Origin of the sequence: Dorea sp. ICN-14282 (genome assembly GCF_037890115.1) — a bacterium.
Classification (GTDB): Bacteria; Bacillota; Clostridia; order Lachnospirales; family Lachnospiraceae; genus Dorea_B; species Dorea_B phocaeensis.
This window is the reverse complement of the sequence record NZ_JBBKBH010000002.1, coordinates 534,798-559,333: the sequence shown is the minus strand read 5'-3', so window position 1 is coordinate 559,333 and position 24,536 is coordinate 534,798. Positions and strand designations below refer to the sequence as shown.

Genomic DNA, 24,536 nt, shown 5'->3' with positions numbered 1-24,536 from the left:
TCTTTTCGTGATACGCTCAATAGGGCAAGAAATATGACTTGATAGGGTATGGAGGAAAAGACATGAAGAAACAAAGCTGGAGGCTGGTATTATCAGGACTGGCAGGAGGCATGCTGTTTGTGGGAGGCGTTATCGGCAGTGGTGCAGAAGGTGTTTTGGCAGCAGAAGCGAAAGAAAGCAGTGCACCGCCAGCACTGACGATTACGGAAATTCTTCCGGACAGTGCAAATGTGGGCGGTTCAGATGCCTATGAATTTATAGAGATCTGCAATAATACGAAGGAAGCAGTTAATTTGAAAGATTATCGTCTGTCGTATCTTTATCCTGATACGGGCGTACAGACAGTGTGGTGGGAAACGAAAGAGGATCAGGTTCTTTTGGCAGAAGAAAGTCTGGTATTCTGGATTAAGAATGGAGCAAATGATAGCCTGACACTCTCTGATTTCAACGAGAAGTTCGGAAAAGATCTGGCAGAAAACCAGGTGATTTCAATTTCCAATGGCGGAATGGCAAATTCCGGGACGAGAGCAGTTAGCTTATCCTCTAATGTAGGAGATGTTGTGGATTGTGTTGTTTATAATGAAAATGGTGCAGACAATACGACCAAGGATAAATCAATTACATTTCAGAATCAGTTGAAAAAGGGATCTTTTGAGACTGTGATGACGTCTGACCAGGCAGAGCCGACGCCGGGAACTATTACGGAGAGTGAAAAGGCGATGCAGCAGGCAAATCCGGTGACGCCTCAGAAGGAACCAGAGGTGACGGACTGTACGGAAACTTCTTTTAATAATGCGACGGAATCCTTTGCATTTGCGGTGGAGGCAAGATCAGAAGAGACGACAATTAAAACGGTAACTTTATATATGAAGGAGAGCAGCCAGGAAGCATTTGATGCGTACAATTTGATGCGAAGTAAAGAGAACGAAGATCGGTTTGAAAGGGTTCTCGGGCAGGTTGATATTCTGAATAAGAAGGGATTTACCTATTATTTTGAGGTGAGCGACGGATACACATCCGTGACAACTCCGCAGAAGAGTGTTGCTAATGAAGACGGAGAAGTGTCACAGGGACTGAATCTTCAAGACGGAGAAGTGGTGACTGGAACACGGCAGATCATTGCAGATGGATCGCAGCTTTTCCTGGATGGTGTTGATGTTGCAAAGGAGTCCCAGCGTTCCATTAACGGACCGGGAAAGATCGCGTTTGAGGCAACCGATACAGATGTATTCTTTAAAAATGCAGTGGCGGTAGACGGGGAAGTAGTAGGAATCTTCAATGAAGGAACATATAGCGATGTGAAAACCTATGTCTATGACATTGATGCCAGTCAGTTTGATTCGGAGATGAAGACGATTACAGTAGAGTTCCACGCAGGAAATAAAGCGAATGTTCTGGAACACAATATTGAAAATAATGATGACTTTATTTTGCGGAATATCCGGATGGTGCTTCCAAATGGTAGAACGCTGCTTCCGGTTTCCTATCAGGCAAAGAAGGGACTTGGAACAGTAGAACACACGAACCTTGACGAGGTACCAAAACAGGATGTGAGTATACCTTCCCAGGAGACGAATATTTCTATGGGTGATGGAACTTCCAAGTATGAGATCCTTTACGCGACATTTCAGCTGGAGGACAGTGATTTTGAAGCAATTCGGTATCTGTGGGATACGACGGCAGGAGCTGACGGAGCCCACGCCGTATCAAATGGAGCAGAAGAAGTTCATGTGACGGTTGACAATACGGCGCCGCAAATTACAACCAATATAGAAGAGGGGCATCAGTATCACAGTGGAACGATTGAAGTAACCGCTGCCGACGCTGTCAGTGAAGAGGTTCACACGGTTGTGACACTGGATGGAAAGACCATTACGGTACCGTATGAATTTCGGGCGCTTACGATGGAGGCGGGCGAACATACCATTGTAATTATGGCAAGAGATCATGTGGGAAATACAGCGCAGAAGGAAATTCGCTTTACGACACCAAAAGAATCAGCAGATATTGAAGAAAATGTCTCTCCGGAAAATGGAACGACGGTCAATAAAGCCCCTGTGCTGGCGGTGACACCGACAGATGAAGCGGGAGATGAGATGAAGGTAACCTTTAAAAAGGGAGAAAAATATGAGCTAGGGGATGCCAATATTGTCAAGGACAGTGGAATCAGCGCAGAAAGTGGAAGCATTGAGAAGGCCTTTGAAGAGAATAACGGAAATGGATTTCCTTACGACAGTTTCCAAATTCAACTTGGTGAGAATGTAAATGAAAATACGGTGATCCGGGCAGAGTGGATGGGCCAAAGCAGCAATGCAAAAACATTTCTGTATGTTTATAATACAGCTTCCCAAAATTGGGAAAAGGTAGATGCAAAGCAGAGTATTTCCGAAGAAGGTATGACATTGACAGGAGAAGTTGTGCTGAAAGATCATATGGTTGATGGAAGCGTTCGATTTATCGTTCAGAATGGGGAGGGATATACACCGCCTCAATACGGATCACTTCCGCAGATCGGTACTTATTCCATGAATGAGACACCGGATAACGTGGAGACATCCAACGAAAATGATACGCCGCGGGAAGAGTATGACTTTACCTTTGCGGTGGAGAGCGATACTCAGTATTATAATGAGGATTATGAAGGGAATCAGGATCAGTCCAATAATGGGCAGTATCAGCATCAGATGAACATCCACAATTGGCTTTTAGGAAACAGGCAGCGGATGAATCTTCAGTATCTATTCCACGATGGCGATATTATTGATGATGAACCAAATCTTCAGGAATGGCAGCAGGCAGATGCGGCTTATCAGAAACTTGATCAGTCCCGGTTTCCGTACGGAGTGCTGGCAGGCAACCATGATGTGGGACATTTGAACGGAGATTACTCGAATTTCGGAAAGTTTTTCGGAGAGGAGCGCTATGCATCTAATCCGTGGTATGGCGGGAGTTATCAGAACAATCGCGGTCACTATGATCTGATTTCTGTGGACGGAATTGATTTTATTATGATTTATATGGGCTGGGGAATCGGCGATGATGAAATCCAGTGGATGAATGATGTGCTGGAGCAGTATCCGGAGAGAAAGGCGATTCTCAATTTCCATGAATATCTCCTTGCCAGCGGAGGGCTTGGAGAGGAGCCACAGAGAATTCACGATGAAGTGGTTGCGAAGAATGAAAATGTATGTATGGTTCTGTCCGGGCACTATCACAATGCAAAGACGAGAATTGATACATTTACCAATCCGGATGGAAGTACCAGAAATGTGTACAATATGTTATTTGATTATCAGGGATTGATGGAAGGCGGAGCTGGATATATGAGACTTCTTCATTTTGACGTAGAAGGGCAGCGGATGATAGTCCGAACCTTTACACCATCTTATGGTGGATCGGATTATAGCAATTATGGAGATTACGATGCAAAACCTTCTGAGAATCCGAATCCGGGAAATGAATTTTGTATTGAGGATGCGAATTTAAATGATGCAGAGACATTTGAGATTTCATTTGCGGATCTTGGAATTAGTCCAAGGATTAAGAGCTTGGAAACGCAGGATTTTCAGGTTAATGTCTACAAAGAAGATGTTATTGGAAGTGTGGAACCTGTGAAGAGTCAGGAGACGGCTGCCTATGAGTGGAAGGATGCCCCTAATGGTACGAATGGCTGGTATGCAGAAGTGACCGATGAAAATGGCGGGATTTCCAGAACAAATGTCTATTATGTTAATGTGCAGTATGATGTTGAAAAGCCTGTTTTGACAGTTCCGAAGGAGACGGTGCTAAAAGAAGGAGATCCATTTGATGTAATGGAGGGTGTTACGGCTGTAGACAATGTAGATGGCAATATTACAGAAAGCATCGTTGTTACCGGAAAGGTGAACACCAGCCTTGCAGGAATCTATGAATTAACCTATGAGGTAGCAGATACTGCCGGAAATCAGGAAAAGGCGACGAGGACTGTCATTGTTACAAAAGCAGACGTGGGAAATTCGGGAAGTGGTGTAAATCAGGACAATCCCGATGGGCATAATCCCGATGTGGGACGAAAAGACATACCACAACAAGGCGTGAAGACAGGAGATACGGCCCGTGTGGAATTGCTATTGGCAGCAGTGATCGTATCTCTGTTCATAGGAGGGGCTATCATTACTGCGCGCAAGAAAACAATAGAATAAAAAGATAAAAATCAGGCAGCTTTATCATTCGGGCTGCCTGATTCCTTTTCTTAGCGACTTTGTATAAAATAGATGCTATCTTGTTGGTTCGATGGATTTGATCCTTCCTCCAATAACCGGACCGATACCGGCGGCAATGAGTATTTTGATCAGATCGCCTGCCAGATAAGGGAGTACACCAATAGACAAAGCGGCCATAAAGCCAAGATCCATCTGGAAGGCAAGCCATAAGGTGCCAAAAAGGTAGGTGGCGGCAGAGCCCAGGATCATTCCGAAGATGGAAGGGATCCGCTTTCCGTGGGAGGCGTGAACAATCAGACCGGCGATTAGGAGCATGATCAGAAAGCCGGCAAGATATCCGCCGGTTGGTCCGGCAATTTTGCCGGGGCCGCCGGAAAATCCGGAAAATACGGGGAGTCCGGCAAGTCCGATCAGCAGATAGATTACGTAACTGATTAATGAATCCTTCCAGTCTAATACATAAAGCCCGGTCAGCAGAACCAGGTTGGTCAGCGTAATTGGCACGGGACTTAATGGGATCGGGATGGACATTGGCGCCAGGATACAGGTAACTGCCGTTACCAGAGCGATGCGAACCAGGCGCGAGGTTGTTAAGGGACGGTTGGAATTTACGGAAGCTGATGTTGTTTGATTCATGGAGTGATACCATTCCTTTCTAAATACGATTTTAATATTGTTTTGAAACATATTTGATATGAGTATAATCAATGAGAACAAGAATGTCAACCTAAAACACACATAGGTTAACATTTAATAATTGTATAATTTTGCGATAAAAAACTGAAAAAACAAAAAATAAAAACAAAATTATCCAATAAAAATAATAAAAATTAAAAATAGTATTGACAAATAAGGGCGGAGATGATATTATAAAGTCAATCCAAAAGAGATCCACAAAAAAGTTTCTGACGAGAAAGGAAATTTTGAAATATCACATATATAACAATTTATTATATGGAGATATGGAAGAAGTGGATAAAAGATCTGAATTTCATATGTTGGTGAGAACGGATCGATTGGAAATATGAAAGAAGGAGGCTTAATCCATTGGACAATGCAGTAGAATTTCATAATCAATATGTCAGTGGTACGGCAGATGAAGATTCCCGTAAAGTAAGCCTTAAAAATAGAGGATAATAAGCCGGTATCAATAGATAAAGAAAAGTAATCGGAGTTGTAAAACCGGATAGATAGATTGCATTTGCAGACATATTGAGTAAAGTTACCACACATAGTTCAAAGGTATTAGAAGATGTGTAAAGAAACATTACCTAATATATCAGATTTATACGACGCTATGTAGTGGAGCGGCTATAGGAAGAATAACTTAATACGATTATAGACAAATGATAAGGGCACTGGCTATAATGGGAATGGTTATAGATATTCAAGTCGAGAGAAGAAGCTATATAGATCAATCGGGAGATATAAATAGTGATATCGAAGATTAAAAACGATCATTTTCGGAAGATAATCAGAGACTTTGAGTTATATATCGAAAGATAAAAGAAGATAGGCGAATGGGAATGTTAAAATCAACGAACCCTCCGATTTGTTGAAAGAAGAATATGATAAAATTTAATACAAAATAGCCATCATAATCTGAAGAGAATATGGTGGCTATTTTGATGTATTTTGAGAACTTTATCCGCATATTTTTTGACAATGTGCATGCCTTGTGATAGACTTATATATGTATAATTGTAAGAAATTAGAGATTTAAATAAAAATTTGAGGTGAGTGTGTTGGATAAATATGAATATCGGGTAAAAACAGAGCAGATGCTCGAATATATGGAAAAAAAGCAATATAAAAAAGCGATGGAGATTGCGGATACCATTGACTGGAGAAGGGTAAAAAGTGTGTCCATGCTGAACACAGTCAGTGAGATTTACGAATTGAATGGGGAATTTCAGAAGAGCCGGGATATCCTGTTTGTTGCATTTGACCGTTCGCCGGGAAGCAGAAAGATCGTATATCGACTGGGAACACTTGCTCTTAAAATTGATGATACGGATGAGGCATCTGACTGTTATGAAGAATTTGTAAAACTGGCGCCGAAGGATCCAAATCAGTATATTTTGAAATATAAGATATTAAAGGCACAGGGTGCACCGTTGGAGGATCAGATTGCAGCATTAGAGGACTTTAAGAAAGGGGAATACGTTGAGAAGTGGGCGTATGAACTGGCAAAGCTGTACCATGAAGCCGGAATGACGGCAGAGTGCTTAGAAGAGTGTGATGACCTGATTCTATGGTTCAGTGAGGGTAAATATGTATACCAGGCCATGGAATTGAAGATGAAATATAAGCCATTGACGCCAATGCAGCAGGAAAAATATAATAATAGCCCTGCAGGTAAGCAGAAAGCGCGTGCCATGCAGCTTCAAAAAGAGAAGGAAGAAGAGAAGGCAGCTTACCAGCAGAAAGCGCTGAAGGCTAAAGCAGCAGCAGAAGCTGCGCGTGCAGCTCGTATGGCAGCGCAGGCAGCGGAAGAGGAAGAGCCAGAAGAAGCAGAAGATGATCTGGAAGAGTCTGGAGACGTATCGGAAGAAATGGAAGTGCCTAATAACGTTATTGAAGAGGTGGCGGAGACTATTTCGGAAGAGATGGACGAAGATTCTTTTGAAGAAGGCGAGATGCTGCCGGAAGAGTCAGAAGAGGTGGACGAAGAAGAGCCGAAAGAGGAAGATACGATGAAACAGTCCTCTATTACAAAGGTTGTAAAAGGCGCGACACTTCAGGAGGCTCTGGCAAATGGCGTGGCGCTTGCAAGCGGACGAAGCCTGAATATTGAAGAGAAGGCGATGAAAGAAAAGGATGAAGCACTTCGGGTAACCGGACAAATGCGAATTGAAGATATCCTTCAGGAGTGGGAAGCAAAGCAGAAGCAGAATGCGGAAGCAATCGAGCAGCAGAAACAGAAAGATGTTGAACGAATCCAGAAGGAAAGAGAAGAAGCTGAGAGAAGAAGAGAAGAGGAACGTCTGGAGATAGAGAGAAAGGCAGCGGAAGCAGAGGCAGCAAGAAAGGCAGCTGAGGAAGAAGCGGCAAGAAAAGCGGCGGAAGAAGAGGCGGCAAGAAAAGCGGCTGAGGAAGAAGTGGCAAGAAAAGCGGCGGAAGAAGAGGCGGCAAGAAAGGCGGCCGAGGAAGCAGAAGTAGCAAGAAAAGCAGCTATCGAGGAGGCAGCAAAGCTGGCCGGAGAAGAGGATGTTGCAGCGGCAGGGCTTGGAGAGACCAGAAGAATTCCAGATGATATTGTAAAGCTGATGGAAGAAATGGGGCTTCAGGAAAAGGAAGAAGCTGAGGACGAGCCAGAAGAATTGAGCTTGGAAGATGCACTGGCAGCTCATGGAGCCGAAGAAATCATCGGCGAGATGGACGAAGAAGCATTTGAGGAAGCAGATTACGAAGAAGGCGATTATGAAGAGGCTGACTTCGAGGAAGAAGAGTTTGAAGAAGCGGATTATGAAGAGGCTGACTTCGAGGAAGAAGAGTTTGAAGAAGCAGCTGCAGAAGAGGCCGACTTCGAGGAAGAAGACTTTGAAGAGGCAGATTACGAAGAAGCTGACTTCGAGGAAGAAGACTTTGAGGAGACCGATTACGAAGAAGCTGATTATGAGGATGATTTTGAAGCGGACTTTGGAGAAGATATAGAAGCTGATTTCGAGGACGATCTGGAAGCTGACTTTGAGGATGATTTTGAAGCGGATTTTGAAGACGACTTTGAAGAAGAGTTTGAAGAAGCGGACTATGAAGAAGATGATTTCTTCGATGAAGAAGCCGAAGAAGAGGATGAAGAAACTGACTTTGAGGAAGAGGAATTAGAGATTGAAGAACCTTCTGAAGAGGAGATTCAGGCTCGGATTAAGAAATCAAAAGGAAGCGGAGTTCCATTTGATACAGGCTTCGTTGTGACCGGACGCTATGATCTGAGTGCAACCAGTGAGATTGGTCTGAAAGCAGGGCTGACGGAAGAGCAGAAGAAACTATTCTCCTATTTCGTGCCAGTCAGAGGTATGAGTGAGCAGATTGTGGAAGTGCTTGATAACGACCGGAGAGCACAGCGTGAAGGAACTTCCAAGACAGGCAACCTTATGGTAATCGGACGAAAAGGTTCCGGAAAGACAGTTTTGGCAGTAGATATTGTTAAGGCAATCCAGAAACAGAGAAACTTAAAGCAGGGTAAGGTAGCAATTGTAACCGGAGAATCTCTGAACAAGAAGGAGCTTACGAATATTATTCAGAAGCTTCGTGGTGGAGCAATTATTATTGAGAAGGCCGGAAAACTGAACTCCAGGACAATCAAAGAATTGAATTATCTGATGGAAAAGAAGACCGGGGAACTGCTCTTCGTACTGGAAGATCAGAGAAAGCCGCTGGAACGTTTGCTGACAGCAAATCCGGACTTTAGAAAGAAATTTACTTCTAAATTGGAATTGCCAGTATTTATTAATGATGAGCTGGTTACTTTTGGTCAGACTTATGCGAAAGAAAACGGATATAAACTGGATGAAATGGGAATTTTGGCGCTGTACAGCCGAATCGATGTTATGCAGCGAGAAGATCATGCAGTGACGGTTGCTGAGGTAAAGGAGATTATGGACGAGGCAATTGCACATTCTCAGAAAGCGAATGTTAAGCATTTGGCAAGACGTGTCTTTGGCAAGAGTACCGATGATTCCGACCGCATTATTCTGAAAGAAGAAGATTTTAAAATTTAAGATGAAAAGTAATAAGATGCCCCTGGCGACAGAAAATGTCGCTGGGGGCATTTTCTAGTATAGAGTGGTAAGAGGCTGGTTTTTGAGAAAGCGCTCTGATATGGATTAGGGTATGTCTGTGTCGGATTTTGCGGGAAAGGAATGGTCATATTGTATAGCGAAGCTTGAATTTTACGGCGGTCTAAAGTATAATATTACTATAATTGCAACAGGAATGTGAGGGATGAATCTATGGCAGAAAAAGCAATGGAACCATATGAAATTGGGGAACTCGACCATTATCTGTACGGCCAGGGTAATCACTACGAGATTTATAAAAAGCTTGGGGCACACCTTGTTCAGAAGGGAAAGAAGAAGGGTGTATATTTTGCAGTATGGGCGCCGCATGCGAAGTCCGTATCGGTAGTGGGAGATTTTAATGACTGGGATATGGAGGCCAATCCGATGGAGCGCGGAGAGCCGCTGGGGATATATACGTGCTTTGTTCCGGGCGTGAAAGAGAATGAACTCTATAAATATTGTATTGAGACATGTAGTGGGGAATACATATTTAAGGCGGATCCCTATGCGAATTATGCGGAATTAAGACCGGGAACTGCATCAAAGGTGACAGATCTTAGCCGATTAAAATGGACGGATCAGACCTGGATGGAGAATCGGAAAAAGTGGGATCATAAGAAAGCTCCGATGTCAGTTTACGAGGCACATATTGGTTCCTGGAAGCGGCATCCCGGAAGAGAGGATGAGGGCTTCTATTCTTATCGTGAGTTCGCAAAGGAAGCGGCAGCGTATTTGAAGGATATGGGGTATACGCATATTGAATTGATTGGAATTGCAGAGCATCCATTTGATGGATCCTGGGGCTATCAGGTGACGGGATATTATGCACCGACATCCAGATATGGAACTCCAGAAGACTTTGCATGGATGATCAATCATTTTCATAAGAATAAGATCGGCGTAATTTTAGATTGGGTTCCGGCACATTTCCCGCGGGATGCTCATGGACTGGCGGATTTCGATGGGACTGCGACTTATGAATACGCAGATCCAAGACAGGGAGAACATCCGGATTGGGGAACAAAGATTTTTGATTATGGGAAAAATGAAGTGCGGAACTTCCTGATTTCTAATGCCCTGTTCTGGATTGAAAAGTTCCATGTGGATGGACTTAGGGTGGATGCGGTGGCATCGATGTTGTATCTCGATTATGGAAAACAGGATGGTCAGTGGATCGCCAACAAATATGGAGAGAATAAGAACCTGGAAGCAATCGATTTCTTCAAACATTTGAATTCGGTTGTGCTTGGCAGAAATCCGGGGGCGCTGATGATTGCTGAGGAATCAACAGCGTGGCCGATGGTGACGGGTGATGTAGAACATGATGGTCTTGGATTCAGCCTGAAATGGAACATGGGATGGATGCATGATTTTACCGAGTATATGAAACTGGATCCTTATTTTAGAAAGGATAATCATAACTTGATGACGTTTGCAATGAGTTATGCGTACAGTGAGAATTATATTTTGGTTCTTTCCCATGATGAGGTGGTACACCTGAAATGTTCGATGATTAATAAGATGCCAGGTCTTGGATTCGATAAGTATGCGAACTTGAAGGCGGGCTATGCCTTTATGATGGGACATGCAGGTAAGAAGCTTTTGTTCATGGGACAGGAATTTGCTCAGCTTCGGGAATGGAGCGAAGAACGGGAGCTTGACTGGTATCTGCTTGCGGAGAAGGAGCATCTGGCAATTCAGAACTGGGTGCGGGATCTGCTGCATTTGTACAAGCAGAATAAGGCATTATATGAGATGGATCAGGACTGGCGAGGCTTTGAGTGGATCAATGCGGATGATGGATATCGAAGTATTTTCAGCTTTGTGAGACACTCTGAAGATGGAAAGAAGAATCTCTTGTTTGTATGTAATTTTACGCCGATGGAGCGGGCGGATTACCGTGTCGGTGTGCCGAAGAGAAAGCAGTATAAGCTGGTGCTGAACAGCGATGATGAGAAATACGGAGGAACCGGAGAAGAAAGACCGGTCGTTTATAAGGCGGTCAAGAAAGAGTGTGATGGAAGACCATATTCCTTCGCATATAAGCTTCCACCGTATGGAGTAGCAGTGTTTGAATTTTAGAGATAAGATTAGCCAGAGAATAAAACGGAGCAGATTGCATTGCAATCTGCTCCGTTTTGGTGTCTTTACATAAATGTAAGAAGTTTAAGCTATTGAGCTGCTTCACTATTCTGTGCAGGATCCCCAAAGGATGGTTCATCGGAAGGAGTTCCGGAAGCATCACTGGAAGGGGTGTCGGCCGTATTAGAATCTGTATCGTCCATGTCGGTGGTTCCGTCATCAACACTTCCATCATCTGTATCGGCGTCGTCTAATGTAGAAGCGTCAGGATCTTCGGTATCAGAATTCTGTTCACTGTCTGCGTCCTGATCTTTGTCTACATCCTCAGATTCTGCATCTTCCTCTTTGTCTGCGTCGTCTCCGCCGAAGAGGTTTTTAAAGAAGTTGACAACTTTGTCCCAGAAGCCTTCCTCTTTCGCTTCGTTTGCTGCATCTTTGACACTGTCTAAGGTACTGTCGATAATGGCATCTGCGCCAAGGGCATCATCGTTGGTGCCGTTGATAATACCGCCGTCATCAGAACCGCCAGTGAATACGCCTTTGATGGATTCCCAGATTTTTGCGAAGAAGCCTTCTTCTTTTCCGGCCAGGTTATCCAGTGTTTCCTTGAAGGCCTTTACATCATAATCGTACTGGGAGATGCTCTCCATTAATGCGGTGATCTTGTCCATCTGTTCCTGGGTCAGTGTAATATTGTACTTTTCTGCTGCATCGTTTACAGCATCCTGAATCTCGGATGGATCTGTCAGTCCTTCTTCAATGACTTCTCCTTTGACTTCATTCATCAGGTCCGTTGCTTCCTGCTGTCCCACAGCGTCAGCAAGTTCACCAGTTGTAATCAGCTCTTCTGTGGCGGTTGCCTTCTGATCTTCGTTTAATGTTTCGCCGCTGGCTGTTTCGTATGCCATCATAATACCGGTTAATGCTCCGGTACCGGATACCTCGATAGGAGAAGCGGCAACGACGTTGCAGTTTTCAACACCGGAAGTGGTCAGTGTGCTGGCGATCATAGAGCTGGTCACGAAGGTAAGGTTAGCAACTTTTACCTGGATGCCGCCGCTGGCTGTTGGCTCTACATAGGAACAGCTGTATGTACGTGTTCCGATCTGTGCCTCGGATGCGATTCCTTCCATGTATTTTCTTTCATCTGCGTTAGTGACTTCGATGGTCTCAACTTTGTCGGCAGAGGTTCCGAAGTAGTCATACATCGAAGTCTTCTGCTCTTCTGAAAGATTGGCGCCAAGAGTTACGACCTTGGAGCTGTCTGCCTGTGCAACCATTGGGATGCCTGTGCAGGTGATGGCAGCTGCCATCATAATCGGTAATACTTTTTTAAACTTTTTCATATTGCGTGGCGTGTTCACCATGCCCCCTTTTCTTGATTCTCGCTGCAGGGTACTCCCGGATACCGCAATTACGAATGTGGAAATTTACGAATGCTGGAAACTTACGGTATCTCCGTCTGCTGCGGTTGGTTTAACACCGACGAATGAAGCTGTGTAAGGTTTTCATTCGCCGGTGCCTTGTATTCTTACCTAATATAACATATCAAAGCGTGTTTGCATAGGAAATAAGAGTTAACTATTTCTAAAGATTTTCTTTAGACGGTATAAAAATGTGGCTTCGCTTATGACGCCCTGCATGACTCCAACGGGTTCGCCGTTTTGAAAAAACCAAAAGGCAGGAACGGTGGAAGTGTCATATTTGGCCGAAAGTTCCGGTGATTCATCGACATCCACTTCAAAGAAACGGATCCGTTTCTTTTGGCCTTTTTCTATGTTCCTTAAAATGGGTTTCACCATGGCGCATTTGGGGCACCAGGATGCGTAGAACATAACAACAACCGGAAGCGTGCTTCCGGCTGTCTCGTGGTAAAAATTGTCTCTTGTTAAATGCTGCATAGCCGTTACCCCTTCTTGGATTCGTCTGACAGATCAGCGATTGGGATTCAGGATATGGTATACCTCTGTCATGGAATGACGCAGGCAGTGAAGTTTGTGGTGGAGTCCTTTTCTTCGGTAGGTGAACTCACAAAGCTTCTGTTTCATAGATTTTCTTGCTCTTCGTCCCATATGCTTTCGATCCAGACTGTGATTCTTCCCTATATTATATGCATGGGAAAGAGAAGAGTGCAGTTAAGCTCTTCGTACGGCGATCAGTTTACAAATGGGATTCCCCAAAGAGGAAAATTTCTCTTCATATTCAGTCAGAATGTTTCCTTCGTTCATATCCGGTTCGTGGTGAAGATCGAAGGTATATTTCTGGGTCGTGAAGGAAGGACATTCTTCCAGCTGCTCCAGTGAAAAATCAAAGAGCCCTTGGTTATCGGTTTTGAATTCGACCGTCCCATCGGAGGTTAAAATCTTGTCATATCGGGCAAAAAAGTCGAGGGAAGTCAGTCTTCTTCTGGCATGCCTTGCCTTTGGCCAGGGATCGGAGAAGTTCAGATAGATGCGGGAGACTTCTCCTGGAGCGAAGACATCGGCGATGTCGGCGGCATCCATGCAGATAAAGCGGAGATTTTCCGGAGCTTCTTTAAGTTCCTGGAATTTTTCTACGGCCCGAAGAAGAACGCTGGAATAACGTTCTACACCAATGTAGTTGATCTGAGGGTTGCGAAGAGCGTGTTCCAGCAGGAATTTGCCTTTGCCCATTCCGATCTCAATATAGATGGGCTGTTGATTGCCAAATACCTGGTTCCAGGATCCGCGGCAGGCGGTTTCGTTTTTGATAACTTGATGGCATTCCTGCAAAACCCCTTCCGCGCGGGGAATATTTCTAAGACGCATAAGCGTTCCTCCTTATAAAATCAGTATGTTTTTATGGTACATTTGTGCACTTTTTTCAGTTTATCTGTTGAAGGAGAAAATGTCAATGCAGAAACGGGATGTATTTTGTGCAATATTACTATAGCAATTGTGGAGAATAAGAGTATGATTATAGCATGACAAAAAATAAACAGTCAGAGAGGGGGGTGTGCTATGAGCTCAATGATAGAAAGGCTGTCGGAAATTGAAGAGACAGCGGAAGCGATTGTGGAACATGCAGAAGAAGAGAAGCATGAGATTGAAAAGAAGATTCAGGCAAAAAGAGATGCATTTGACAGAGATCTGGAAATTGAAGCCAGAGATAAGGTGGAGCGGATTCGAGCAGAAGCGAATTCCAAGATGGAGCAGATTTTAGAGGAGCAGAGGCAGAAGAATGCAGCCACGATTGAAGCTATGAAGAGAGATTTTGAAGAGCATCACAATGTGTATGCCCGTGAGATCCTTAAGCATATGGTTGAGGTGTAGATTATGGGAAATGTAATGTCATATAGTGGAATCGTCACGAAAATTCGGGCGATGCAGGCCAGGATGCTCACGGAGAAGGATTTTGATTATATTGCGGGGCTTCAAAGTGTGCCGGAGGCAATTGAATATCTGAAAGGGAAGCCGGCGTATGCTTCCTATATGAATCAGATGGATTTATCCTTGTATCACAGACGTCATGTGGAAAAAGTGCTGTATCAGTCTTTATATGATGACTATACAAGAATCTTCCGGTTTGCAGGAATGGAACAGAAAAGATTTCTGAAAATTTACTGGAAGCGTTATGAGATTGATCTGATTAATTATTGTCTTCGGATTGTCTTTAACCATTATGATAAACCGTTTGATCTGGAATATAAGAAAGAGTTTTTTGATAAATATTCACAGATCTCCATCGACAAATTAATGACATCCAAAACCGTAGATGAATTGATTGATAATCTTAGAGATACGGAATATTATGCGCCGCTGGAAAAGTTTAAAGATTCAGAAAGTGCGACGCTGTTCGATTATGATTTGGCTCTGGACTTATACTATTTTTCCACCATGTGGAGAAGGAATAAGAGAGTAATGAATCAGAAAGAAAGAGATTTGTTTACAAGAGATTGTGGTACAAAGGTTGATTTGTTAAATATTCAGTGGATTTACCGGGCGAAGAAATATTATCATTTACTGCCGCCGGATATTTATTCTATGACGATACCGATTCATTACCGCTTGAATGTCGATGATTTTAAACGGCTGGTAGAGGCGCCGACAGTGGAAGAATTCCGGCATCAGATGGAAGAGACTTATTATGGGAAACGATATCAGTATATGGAAGCTTCCACGATGGAGAGGATGTACAAAGAGATTTTGGAAAGTCTGTACCGGGCAGACCGAAGACGCAATCCTTACTCAATAGCGACGATTAATACGTATTTATTTTTAAAGGAAGAAGAGATTTATAAACTAACTACCGCCCTGGAATGTATTCGTTACGGTCTATCAAAGGGAGAGACGTTAGGATACTTAGGAGGTGTGACACAATGATTGTAAAGATGAAGTTTTTAAGCATCAGCGGGCCAAGAATCGATATTGACAGAGTGTGCGACGTCTACCTGTCAAAGTATGAGATGCAGCTTGAGAATGCGCTGACAGAGTTAAAGACGACGAATAATCTGCTCCCGTTTGCGGAAATGAATCCTTATAAGGAGCCGCTTACAAAAGCAGAACAGTTTACGGCGCTTTTGCCAGAAGGTTCAGCCAGAATGGATGTGTCTATGACAGAGCAGGAGATTCTGGATTTGATTCGAGATGTGAATCGTGATTATATTCAGCTTCAGGAACAGCGGGAGTTACAGAAGAAGAAGCAGGAGATTCTGCGGGAGAAACTAAATATCCTAGAGCCATTTCTTCCTTTGGAACTGGATCTGTACAAGGCGATGCGTTACAAATATATGAAGGTGCGCTTTGGAAGAATTAGTGTAGATTACTATAAGCGATTGGAAAAATATTTGTTTGAAGACTTGGATGCAGTATTTCAAGAAGGAATTAGGAATGAAAATTATGTCTATGGATGCTATTTTGTGTCAAATATAGATGCAAGTAAAGTAGATTCTGTATTCAATTCGCTCCATTTTGAACGGATTGCGCTGTCATCAGACTACATGGGAACACCAGCGCAGGCGTGTGAGTCGCTTCGAAGTGATATGGAAGAGACAGAAGGAGAGATCGCGAAGATTGATGAACGGATTGAAGAGTTGATGATGCGCCAGGGTTCCAGACTTTTAGGAGCGAGAAAACGCCTGGAGGAGTTGTCTAATAACTTTGATGTTCGAAAAATGGCTGCGAGAGTGAAAGAAGGCGACGCGAAAGAGGATTATTATATTCTGTGTGGCTGGATGGGTGAGGATGACGTGGCGTCATTTTTGGAAGAGATTAAAAACGATCCGAGAGTGTTTGTTGTGGTAGAGGAAGATCGAGAAAAATTCTTTGGAGACCCTCCGACGAAGCTGAAGAATCCCAAATTCTTTAAACCTTTTGAGATGTTTATCAGAATGTATGGACTTCCTGCTCATAACGAGATGGATCCGACGATGTTCGTGGCGCTGACCTATACGTTTATTTTTGGAGCCATGTTCGGCGACGTGGGACAAGGGTTGTGTCTGTTCATCGGAGGCGGCCTGTTGTATTTGATCAAGAAGATTAATCTGGCTGGAATTATCTCGGTGGCTGGAATTTTCTCCACTATTTTTGGATTTTTGTTCGGAAGTGTATTTGGATTCGAGGATGTACTTCCGGCTCTTTGGCTAAGACCGGTGGAGGCAATGACGAATCTTCCGTTTATCGGACAGTTAAATACTGTGTTCATCGTAGCCGTTGCATTTGGAATGGGACTGAATATTCTGGTAATAATTTTCCAGATTGTGAATGCCGTGCGAAATCACGATACCGAAAACATCTGGTTTTCAAATAATGGAGTGGCAGGACTTGTGTTCTATGGCTTCCTGGTGCTGACAGTGGTGTTATATATGACGGGACATAAGGTGCCGGGAAATATTATGATGGCGATATTTCTTGGTATTCCGATTCTTTTGTTCTTATTTAAAGAGCCGCTGACCAATCTGGTGGATCGTAATCATCGAAAGATTCAGGAAGGAAAAGGAATGTTCCTGGTACAGGGATTTTTTGAATTGTTTGAAACCATGCTGAGTTATTTCTCTAATACACTGTCTTATGTGCGAATTGGAGCGTTTGCGGTCAGCCATGCAGCCATTATGGAGGTGGTGCTGATGCTGTCCGGAGCGCATTTGGGAGATCCGAACTGGCTTGGTGTTGTAGTGGGAAATGCAATCGTATGTCTGCTGGAAGGTCTGATCGTTGGAATTCAGGTACTGCGTCTGGAGTATTACGAGATGTTCAGCAGATTTTATAAAGGAAGCGGAAGAGAGTTTCATCCATTCCAGAATCATCATACAGAAGTATAGAAAAGAATATTTTTATGGAAAGTTTTATCTAAGGAGGATTTGAATTATGACATTATCAGTAAAATTATTACTTATTGCAGCGTTGGTGCTTGGCATTATCATTCCGTTTGGTTACTTTTTGCTGGGAGAGCATACGAAGCGTCGGTATAAAAGAATGCTAGGGGCAAATGTATTCTTTTACTTTGGTGCATTCGTAATTGCCGGAATTATGTTGTTTGGTGCAGAACCGGTACAGGCTGCCGATGCAGCTGCCGCTGCCGGAAATGCTGCAGGTCTTGGATATCTCGCCGCCGCATTGGCAACCGGTTTATCCTGTGTGGGCGGAGGAATTGCAGTAGCAAGCGCGGCAAGCGCAGCCCTTGGTGCAATCAGTGAAGATTCAAGCGCGCTTGGTAAATCCTTGATCTTTGTAGGACTTGCAGAAGGTGTGTGTCTGTATGGACTGATCATCTCCTTCATGATCCTGGGTAAATTGTAAGATGAAGATGTATTTGATCAGTGATAATATCGATACACTGACAGGGATGCGTCTTGCCGGAGTGGATGGAATTGTGGTTCACGAACGGGAGGAGTTGCGGACGGCGATTGAAGACGCAATGAATGATAAGACGGTAGGAATCATCCTGCTGACGGAGAAATTCGGGCGGGAGTTCCCGGATCTGATTGATGAGATCAAGCTGGAACGGACGATGCCGCTGTTGATTGAAATCCCTGACAGGCACGGAACCGGACGCAAGAAAGATTTTATCACATCTTATGTAAATGAAGCGATTGGACTGAAACTGTAGATCCAGTTAGTGCAGAAGAAAGAAGAGGTGAGATTCTTGACGATAGAGGAGAAAATCTCGCGCCTTCAGGCGGCGGCGATGGAAGAGGCGCGCGCGGAAGGAAATGCGATTATCAGACAGCATGAAGAAGCGCTGGAAGGGGTGTTTGAACAGCATCGTAAGGAGGTTGTTCGCCAGGTGCAGACAAGAGTGCATGCAGAGGAAGTAAATGCCAGGCAGCAGCTGAACATGGCGATGTCCAAGGCTCAGTTGGAACTGAAAAGAGAGCTTGGACGTACACAGCAGAAGCTGAAAACACAATTGTTTGAAGAGGTGGGAAAGCTTTTGGAGGAATATATGAAGACAGAAGCCTATACCCATTTGTTAGTAGAATACATTGAGCAGGCCGCCAGATATGCGGATGGAGAGGCCATGACGATTTATATCAACCCGACGGATGAAGAGAAAAAGGAATATTTAGAGGAACATACAGGGATGCAGCTGACCGTCAGTAAAGAAGATTTTATAGGCGGAGTGCGTGCGGTAATTCGGGAAAGAAACATTTTAATTGACCGTGCGTTTAAAGGCGCATTGGAAGAAGAACAGCGTTCGTTTGTATTTAAGGGAGGTGCCGGAGTTGAATAGTGTGAAGACAGGAAAGATTTATGGGATCAATGGTCCGGTAATCTACCTGAAAGGCAGAAGCGAATTTAAAATGTCAGAGATGGTGTATGTAGGAAGCCAGAAGCTGGTAGGAGAAGTAATCGGACTTGACAAAGATCTGACCACGATTCAGGTCTATGAGGAAACGTCCGGACTTCAGCCGGGAGAAGAGGTTGTGGGAACGGATGCAGCGGTATCTGTAACGCTTGCCCCGGGAATTTTGGATAATATTTTTGACGGAATTGAACGGCCTCTGGAAAAAATTGCAGAAGAAGGCGGAGCTTTTGTGGTTCGCGGTGTGAATGTGGATTCTTTGGATACAGAAAAACTGTGGGAGACACATATTACTGTTCAAGAAGGAGAACTGGTGCATGGAGGAACGGTGATTGCAGAAGTTCAGGAAACAAGGGCAATTGTGCATAAATGTATGGTGCCGCCAGATCTGGAAGGGACGGTAGTGTCAGTGAAGCCAGACGGGCAGTATACGATTCAGGACGTGATTGTGACGGTGGAGTTGATGGATGGAACCCGAAAGGATCTGACTATGACTCAGCGCTGGCCGATCCGTGTGCCAAGACCTGTACATCATCGGTATCCGGCAAGCGTGCCGCTGGTGACAGGGCAGAGAATTCTCGATACTATGTTCCCCATTGCGAAAGGTGGAACCGCGGCGATTCCGGGAGGTTTTGGAACAGGAAAAACAATGACACAGCATCAGATCGCCAAATGGTCGGATGCAGATATTATTATCTATATCGGATGCGGAGAGCGTGGAAATGAGATGACTCAGGTATTAGAGGAGTTCTCGGAACTGGTGGATCCAAAATCCGGGAATCCGTTGATGGATCGAACGACTTTGATTGCCAACACATCGAATATGCCGGTGGCTGCCCGTGAGGCATCGATTTACACAGGACTTACACTGGCAGAATATTATAGGGATATGGGATATGACGTGGCGATTATGGCGGATTCGACATCCCGTTGGGCGGAAGCTCTTAGAGAATTATCGGGACGTCTGGAAGAAATGCCGGCGGAGGAAGGATTCCCGGCATATCTGGCATCGAGACTGTCCGCGTTTTATGAGCGGGCAGGAATGATGCAGACTTTGAATGGGGCGACAGGGTCTGTCTCTATTATTGGAGCGGTGTCTCCACAGGGAGGAGATTTTTCAGAACCTGTTACGCAGAATACCAAGCGTTTTGTGCGGTGTTTCTGGGGGCTTGATAAATCGCTGGCGTATGCACGACATTTCCCGGCGATTCATTGGCTGAGCAGCTACAGCGAATATTTGAATGACTTAAGCGGCTGGTACAGTGATCACGTGTCGCCGAAATTCGTAGATTATCGAAATCGACTGATGGCGCTTCTTAATCAGGAAAGCAGTCTGATGGAGATTGTAAAGCTGATTGGAGGGGATGTGCTGCCGGATGATCAGAAACTGATTCTGGAGATCGCCAGAGTCATTCGTCTGGGATTCTTACAGCAGAACGCATTTCATAAGGATGACACCTGCGTCTCTATGGAGAAGCAGTTTAAGATGATGGATGTGATCTTGTATCTCTATAAGAAGTCCAGAGAGCTGGTAGCTATGGGAATGCCGATGTCTGTATTGAAGGCAGAAGGTATTTTTGAGAAAGTCATTGCGATTAAATATGATGTGCCAAATGACAACTTGCAGCTATTAGATCTTTACAAAAACGATATTGATGCATTTTATAACCGAGTAATAGAAAAGAATGCGTAGAGGGAGGAACGGATTATGGCAATAGAATATCTGGGGCTTAGCAACGTAAATGGACCTCTCGTAGTGCTGGAGGGAGTACAGAATGCGTTCTTTGACGAAATTGTAGAGTTTACTGTTGGCGGAAAAGAGCAGAAACTTGGCCGTATTGTGGAGCTGAATGAAGACAAGGCAGTGATTCAGGTGTTTGAAGGAACTGAAAATATGTCGCTTACGAATACCCATACGAGACTCAGTGGTCACACAATGGAGGTAGCAGTGTCTCCGGACATGCTGGGAAGAACCTTTAATGGAATCGGTGAGCCGATTGATGGTCTGGGACCGATTATTTCTTCTGACAAGCGTGATGTCAACGGCCTGCCTCTGAATCCGGTACAGCGAGAATATCCGAGAAATTATATCCGGACGGGAATTTCTGCAATCGATGGTCTGACAACATTGATTCGAGGACAAAAGCTGCCGATTTTTTCGGGAAATGGTCTGCCCCATGATCGACTGGCGGCACAGATTGTAAAGCAGGCGTCTCTTGGGGACGGCGCAGAAGGAGAATTTGCGGTAGTCTTTGGAGCTATGGGTGTGAAGCATGATGTGGCGGAATTTTTCCAGAAGACATTTGAGGAAAGCGGTGTGTCGGATCACGTTTGTATGTTTTTGAATTTGGCGAATGATCCAGTAGTAGAACGACTCATTACGCCAAAGGTGGCGCTGACGGTAGCAGAATACCTGGCGTTTGAATGCAATATGCATATTTTAGTAATCTTGACAGACATGACTTCTTTTGCAGAAGCGATGCGTGAAGTATCTTCTTCCAGAGGAGAGATTCCTTCAAGAAAAGGATATCCGGGATATCTGTACAGTGAACTTGCGACGCTTTATGAGAGAGCGGGGATTATAGAGGGAGCTTCCGGTTCTGTGACACAGCTTCCGATTTTGACCATGCCAAATGATGATATTACCCATCCGATTCCCGATCTGACGGGATATATCACAGAAGGGCAGATTGTGCTTGATCGAAATCTCCATGGTCAGGCGGTGTATCCGCCGATCAGTATTCTTCCATCCTTGTCTCGTCTTATGAAGGATGGAATCGGCGCCGGTTATACAAGGGAGGATCATCAGGATCTTGCAAATCAGCTGTTCTCGGCCTATGCAAAGGTAGGAGAGGCCAGAAATCTTGCGTCCGTAATCGGCGAGGATGAGTTATCACCAATTGATAAGAAATATCTAAAGTTCGGCCGGGCGTTTGAAGAACGTTATATCGGACAGGGCGCCGGAGAAAATCGAACGATTCAGGAGACCTTAGATTTAGGATGGGAGCTTCTTGGGCTGCTTCCTAAGGAGGAACTGGATCGAATTGATACGAAGTTGATTGAGAAATATTATCCACAAAAAGACGGCGTTCAAAGTTAGCGAGCAGAAAGGAGGGCGCATATGGATCCAAGAGAGTTCCCGACAAAGGGTAATCTGATGCTTGCCCAGAATTCACTGGCGCTTGCTCATCAGGGATATGACCTGATGGATAAGAAGAGAAATATTTTGCTGAAAGAATTAATGAATCTGATTGACGAGGCGAAGGACATTCAGGAAGAGATTGATTCTACATTTAGCAGAGCCTATGCGTGCCTGCAAAGAGCCAATATTGAGAATGGAATCAGCAAGGTTCAGGAACTGGCATATACGGTTCCGATCGAGAGTTCTATTCGTATTCAGACCAGAAGTATTATGGGAACAGAGATTCCACATATTAAATATGATGGCAGGCAAAATGAGCTGACCTATTCTTTTGGGACGACACACGAGTCCATTGATACAGCAAGAGAAGCGTTTCGTGAAGTGAAAGAGTTGACGATAAAGCTTGCGGAAGTAGAGAATGCGGCATACCGGCTGGCAGGGAATATTAAGAAGACGCAGAAACGCGCCAATGCGCTTAAAAATATTACAATTCCAATGTATTCAAATCTGGTATATAGTATCAATAATGCGCTGGAGGAGAAAGAGCGAGAAGAGTTTACCAGATTAAAGGTGATTAAGCGAATGAAGGGATAGACAGGAGGGATGGATCATAAGTCCATCCTTTTCTGTTTGGAAAGCAGCTTATGCCTGAGGCGGGAAAAATAATGGAATATTCGGCGGGCAGCAGCTGAAAACGAAAAAGAATAAAGCGGTGATAATCCAGAGAGAAAATACAATAGACTGCGAAGGGACAACGGTGCATTTGCGAGAAAAATATCGGCTGGCGCAAAAGGAAACGGTGACGCTGAATGCAAAGATCAGAAGATCAATAATCAAAAAGTGTCTTCCGATTACGCCTGTGTAAGTATAAAACAGCACCACTGTGGTAAGAAGTCCGCATAAGATGCCGAGAAAGCGGTGGTAGAAGAAAGAAAGCAGAGGTGGTTTCTGCCGGTACCATTGAATAACTGTGATGAAGAGAAATGGGAAGAATAATAGTTTTAAATGTTCCCAGACAGATTCATTGATTGGGCAGAATAATGCAAAGATGGCGGTGCCACCGGAAAGCTCGTATAAGAAGTGTGATAGACTGCCTAAAAGGATCACGGCCAGAATGGAATGCTTGTCTTTTTTGAATGTAGTATGAAATAAAAATCGCATAGAAAACCCCTCCTTGTAACTAATATATGAGGGAAATGAAAAAAATATGAAAATAATTAAAAAAAGGCTTGCATTTTATTGAGGTCTGCTATATAATAATTCTTGCGTCACGGGAAAGGCGTAAACAAAATAAGTAAGCGCGATTAGCTCAGTTGGTAGAGCACCTGACTCTTAATCAGGGTGTCCAGGGTTCGAACCCCTGATCGCGCAGTTCAGATCACTGTTTTTGCGGACTTTAGAGCCGCGGGGACGGTGATTTTTTGAGTATCTAAAAGTAGAACTATTGGAAGAGCCTTTTTTAAAAAACAACCCGGTTTCTCAAAAGATTAATACCGCGTTAGATGAGGAACGCTGTCTACGAATAGAAATAAATAAGCAGGAGTTTTATGTTGCTCCATTAAGTTATGCGCTTCGACCAACAGGTCTGTATCTATATGCAACTAACGGGAGCCGAAAAATGACGTTTCCACTATCGGATATCGTTCAGTGTGAAGTTACAAAAGAAGAATTTAATCGGGAAGACTATTCATATTTTTTATATTCTTGAAAGGAAGGTGACACAAGAAGTCACCTTCCTTTTTGTATGATAAAAAATATGGAGGTGGTTTTGGTGGAACAAAACATATATGAGAATAAAACTGTAAACTCTCTAATCTTGTATTTTTCAATACCGGCTATTTTTTCTTTGCTTGTAGAAATTATGGCATCGGTGGTAGATACCGCATTTGCAGGGCATCTGCTTCCTTCACCGGAGCAAAGGGAGGCAGTTTATCATCGAATACGTGAGTTTCGTGGCAGCAAACCGATTTTTACAATGGACTTCCAAAATGATGCGGAATATGTTGGCGGATGTATTGCCGGAGGAAGAAACTATCTTCATATTAATGCAAAGGGGGATGTAGAGCCTTGTGTATTTATTCATTATTCTAAGTGTAATATCCATAATACTAGCTTGCTGGATGTGCTGAAAAGTCCGATTTTTATGGCATACCACGATAATCAGCCATTTCACGAGAACATGTTGCGGCCGTGTCCGATGTTGGAGAACCCAGAGGTACTTAGACGGATGGTAAGAGAGACGGATGCGGTAAATACAGACTATGAAAGTCCGGAAAGTGTGGAACATCTTTGTGATAAAAAGATAGAATATGCAGAGAATTGGAAAGAAACGGCAGATCGTTTATGGAGAAACTGTGCGAGATGCAAAGATTGCAATCAAGAAGGGTAAGCTCAAAGGGGTTGTAGTACTTGGCAATATGCTCCTTTTTTTGTTTGAGGTGGTTTCCCTTTATTTAACGTTCATTTAACACCAAAAAGCTTTTGGATTTAATATACACCGCTTACAATACGGTTTCAGGGTGACAAAGTTATCAGAAACTTGGAAATGAAAGGAATTAGAAG

Annotated in this window: 18 protein-coding genes, 1 tRNA gene and 1 pseudogene; 15 read left to right on the top strand and 5 right to left on the bottom strand. The window is 43.9% G+C overall.

Features of this window, described 5'->3' with window-relative positions; genetic code table 11:
• Positions 1 to 62: 62 nt before the first annotated feature.
• Entirely contained in the window at positions 63 to 4,181 is a 4,119-nt protein-coding gene (locus WKT00_RS08060; RefSeq protein WP_340262820.1) for an immunoglobulin-like domain-containing protein, read from the top strand.
• A 75-nt stretch (positions 4,182 to 4,256) separates the two neighbouring features.
• Here the strand turns inward: WKT00_RS08060 and WKT00_RS08055 are convergent, their stop codons facing one another.
• The gene (locus WKT00_RS08055) at positions 4,257 to 4,838 is read right to left on the bottom strand and encodes a biotin transporter BioY (RefSeq protein ID WP_101695222.1); all 582 of its coding nucleotides are present in this window, start codon (positions 4,836 to 4,838) and stop codon (positions 4,257 to 4,259) included.
• 1,145 nt (positions 4,839 to 5,983) lie between these two features.
• Between WKT00_RS08055 and WKT00_RS08050 the strand changes: the two genes are divergently transcribed.
• Both WKT00_RS08050 and glgB read left to right on the top strand, forming a co-directional pair.
• Positions 5,984 to 8,926, top strand: a complete 2,943-nt coding sequence (locus WKT00_RS08050; protein ID WP_340263055.1) for a hypothetical protein — start codon at positions 5,984 to 5,986, stop codon at positions 8,924 to 8,926.
• Between the two features lie 231 nt (positions 8,927 to 9,157).
• Complete coding sequence (glgB, locus tag WKT00_RS08045) at positions 9,158 to 11,068, top strand: 1,4-alpha-glucan branching protein GlgB (RefSeq protein WP_101695219.1); 1,911 nt, start codon at positions 9,158 to 9,160, stop codon at positions 11,066 to 11,068.
• An 89-nt stretch (positions 11,069 to 11,157) separates the two neighbouring features.
• Here the strand turns inward: glgB and WKT00_RS08040 are convergent, their stop codons facing one another.
• Entirely contained in the window at positions 11,158 to 12,414 is a 1,257-nt protein-coding gene (locus WKT00_RS08040; RefSeq protein WP_101695218.1) for a DUF1002 domain-containing protein, read from the bottom strand.
• Positions 12,415 to 12,433: 19 nt separating this feature from the next.
• On the opposite strand from WKT00_RS08040, the gene WKT00_RS08035 reads away from it, so the two are divergent.
• On the top strand, positions 12,434 to 12,571 hold the full coding sequence (locus tag WKT00_RS08035; protein WP_340262814.1) for a hypothetical protein: 138 nt from the start codon (positions 12,434 to 12,436) through the stop codon (positions 12,569 to 12,571).
• Positions 12,572 to 12,645: 74 nt separating this feature from the next.
• Here WKT00_RS08035 and WKT00_RS08030 read toward each other — a convergent pair whose 3' ends face one another.
• Entirely contained in the window at positions 12,646 to 12,969 is a 324-nt protein-coding gene (locus tag WKT00_RS08030) for a thioredoxin family protein (RefSeq protein WP_101695217.1), read from the bottom strand.
• 234 nt (positions 12,970 to 13,203) lie between these two features.
• Complete coding sequence (trmB, locus tag WKT00_RS08025; RefSeq protein WP_101695216.1) at positions 13,204 to 13,857, bottom strand: tRNA (guanosine(46)-N7)-methyltransferase TrmB; 654 nt, start codon at positions 13,855 to 13,857, stop codon at positions 13,204 to 13,206.
• 192 nt (positions 13,858 to 14,049) lie between these two features.
• On the opposite strand from trmB, the gene WKT00_RS08020 reads away from it, so the two are divergent.
• From WKT00_RS08020 to WKT00_RS07980, 9 genes are read left to right on the top strand one after another with little or no spacing between them, the layout of a single operon-like run.
• A complete protein-coding gene (locus tag WKT00_RS08020) occupies positions 14,050 to 14,361 on the top strand; it encodes a hypothetical protein (RefSeq protein WP_101695215.1) in 312 nt (103 codons plus the stop codon).
• A 3-nt stretch (positions 14,362 to 14,364) separates the two neighbouring features.
• Positions 14,365 to 15,411 (top strand): V0D/AC39 family V-type ATPase subunit, encoded by a 1,047-nt coding sequence (locus WKT00_RS08015; protein ID WP_173814809.1) that lies wholly within the window; start codon positions 14,365 to 14,367, stop codon positions 15,409 to 15,411.
• Positions 15,408 to 17,348, top strand: coding sequence for a V-type ATP synthase subunit I (locus tag WKT00_RS08010; protein ID WP_173814808.1), 1,941 nt, complete (start codon positions 15,408 to 15,410; stop codon positions 17,346 to 17,348). Before WKT00_RS08015 ends, WKT00_RS08010 begins: the two co-directional genes overlap by 4 nt.
• Positions 17,349 to 17,394: 46 nt before the next feature.
• On the top strand, positions 17,395 to 17,826 hold the full coding sequence (locus tag WKT00_RS08005) for an ATP synthase subunit C (protein WP_101695212.1): 432 nt from the start codon (positions 17,395 to 17,397) through the stop codon (positions 17,824 to 17,826).
• A gap of 1 nt (position 17,827) precedes the next feature.
• Positions 17,828 to 18,136, top strand: coding sequence for a V-type ATP synthase subunit F (locus WKT00_RS08000; RefSeq protein WP_101695211.1), 309 nt, complete (start codon positions 17,828 to 17,830; stop codon positions 18,134 to 18,136).
• Positions 18,137 to 18,172: 36 nt separating this feature from the next.
• Positions 18,173 to 18,760 (top strand): V-type ATP synthase subunit E, encoded by a 588-nt coding sequence (locus WKT00_RS07995; RefSeq protein ID WP_244094138.1) that lies wholly within the window; start codon positions 18,173 to 18,175, stop codon positions 18,758 to 18,760.
• Positions 18,753 to 20,525: a V-type ATP synthase subunit A gene (locus WKT00_RS07990; RefSeq protein WP_173814807.1), complete on the top strand. Its 1,773-nt coding sequence runs from the start codon at positions 18,753 to 18,755 to the stop codon at positions 20,523 to 20,525. The genes WKT00_RS07995 and WKT00_RS07990 overlap by 8 nt, the downstream gene beginning before the upstream one ends.
• A 15-nt stretch (positions 20,526 to 20,540) precedes the next feature.
• Positions 20,541 to 21,932, top strand: coding sequence for a V-type ATP synthase subunit B (locus tag WKT00_RS07985; protein ID WP_101695208.1), 1,392 nt, complete (start codon positions 20,541 to 20,543; stop codon positions 21,930 to 21,932).
• A gap of 21 nt (positions 21,933 to 21,953) precedes the next feature.
• On the top strand, positions 21,954 to 22,568 hold the full coding sequence (locus tag WKT00_RS07980) for a V-type ATP synthase subunit D (RefSeq protein ID WP_101695207.1): 615 nt from the start codon (positions 21,954 to 21,956) through the stop codon (positions 22,566 to 22,568).
• 48 nt (positions 22,569 to 22,616) lie between these two features.
• Here the strand turns inward: WKT00_RS07980 and WKT00_RS07975 are convergent, their stop codons facing one another.
• Positions 22,617 to 23,135, bottom strand: coding sequence for a DUF6512 family protein (locus WKT00_RS07975; protein WP_340262794.1), 519 nt, complete (start codon positions 23,133 to 23,135; stop codon positions 22,617 to 22,619).
• 137 nt (positions 23,136 to 23,272) lie between these two features.
• Here WKT00_RS07975 and WKT00_RS07970 point away from each other — a divergent pair.
• Positions 23,273 to 23,345: transfer RNA gene (locus WKT00_RS07970), tRNA-Lys, on the top strand.
• 517 nt (positions 23,346 to 23,862) lie between these two features.
• A pseudogene (locus tag WKT00_RS07965) lies at positions 23,863 to 24,363 on the top strand (SPASM domain-containing protein); the annotation flags it as partial.
• Positions 24,364 to 24,536: the final 173 nt, after the last annotated feature.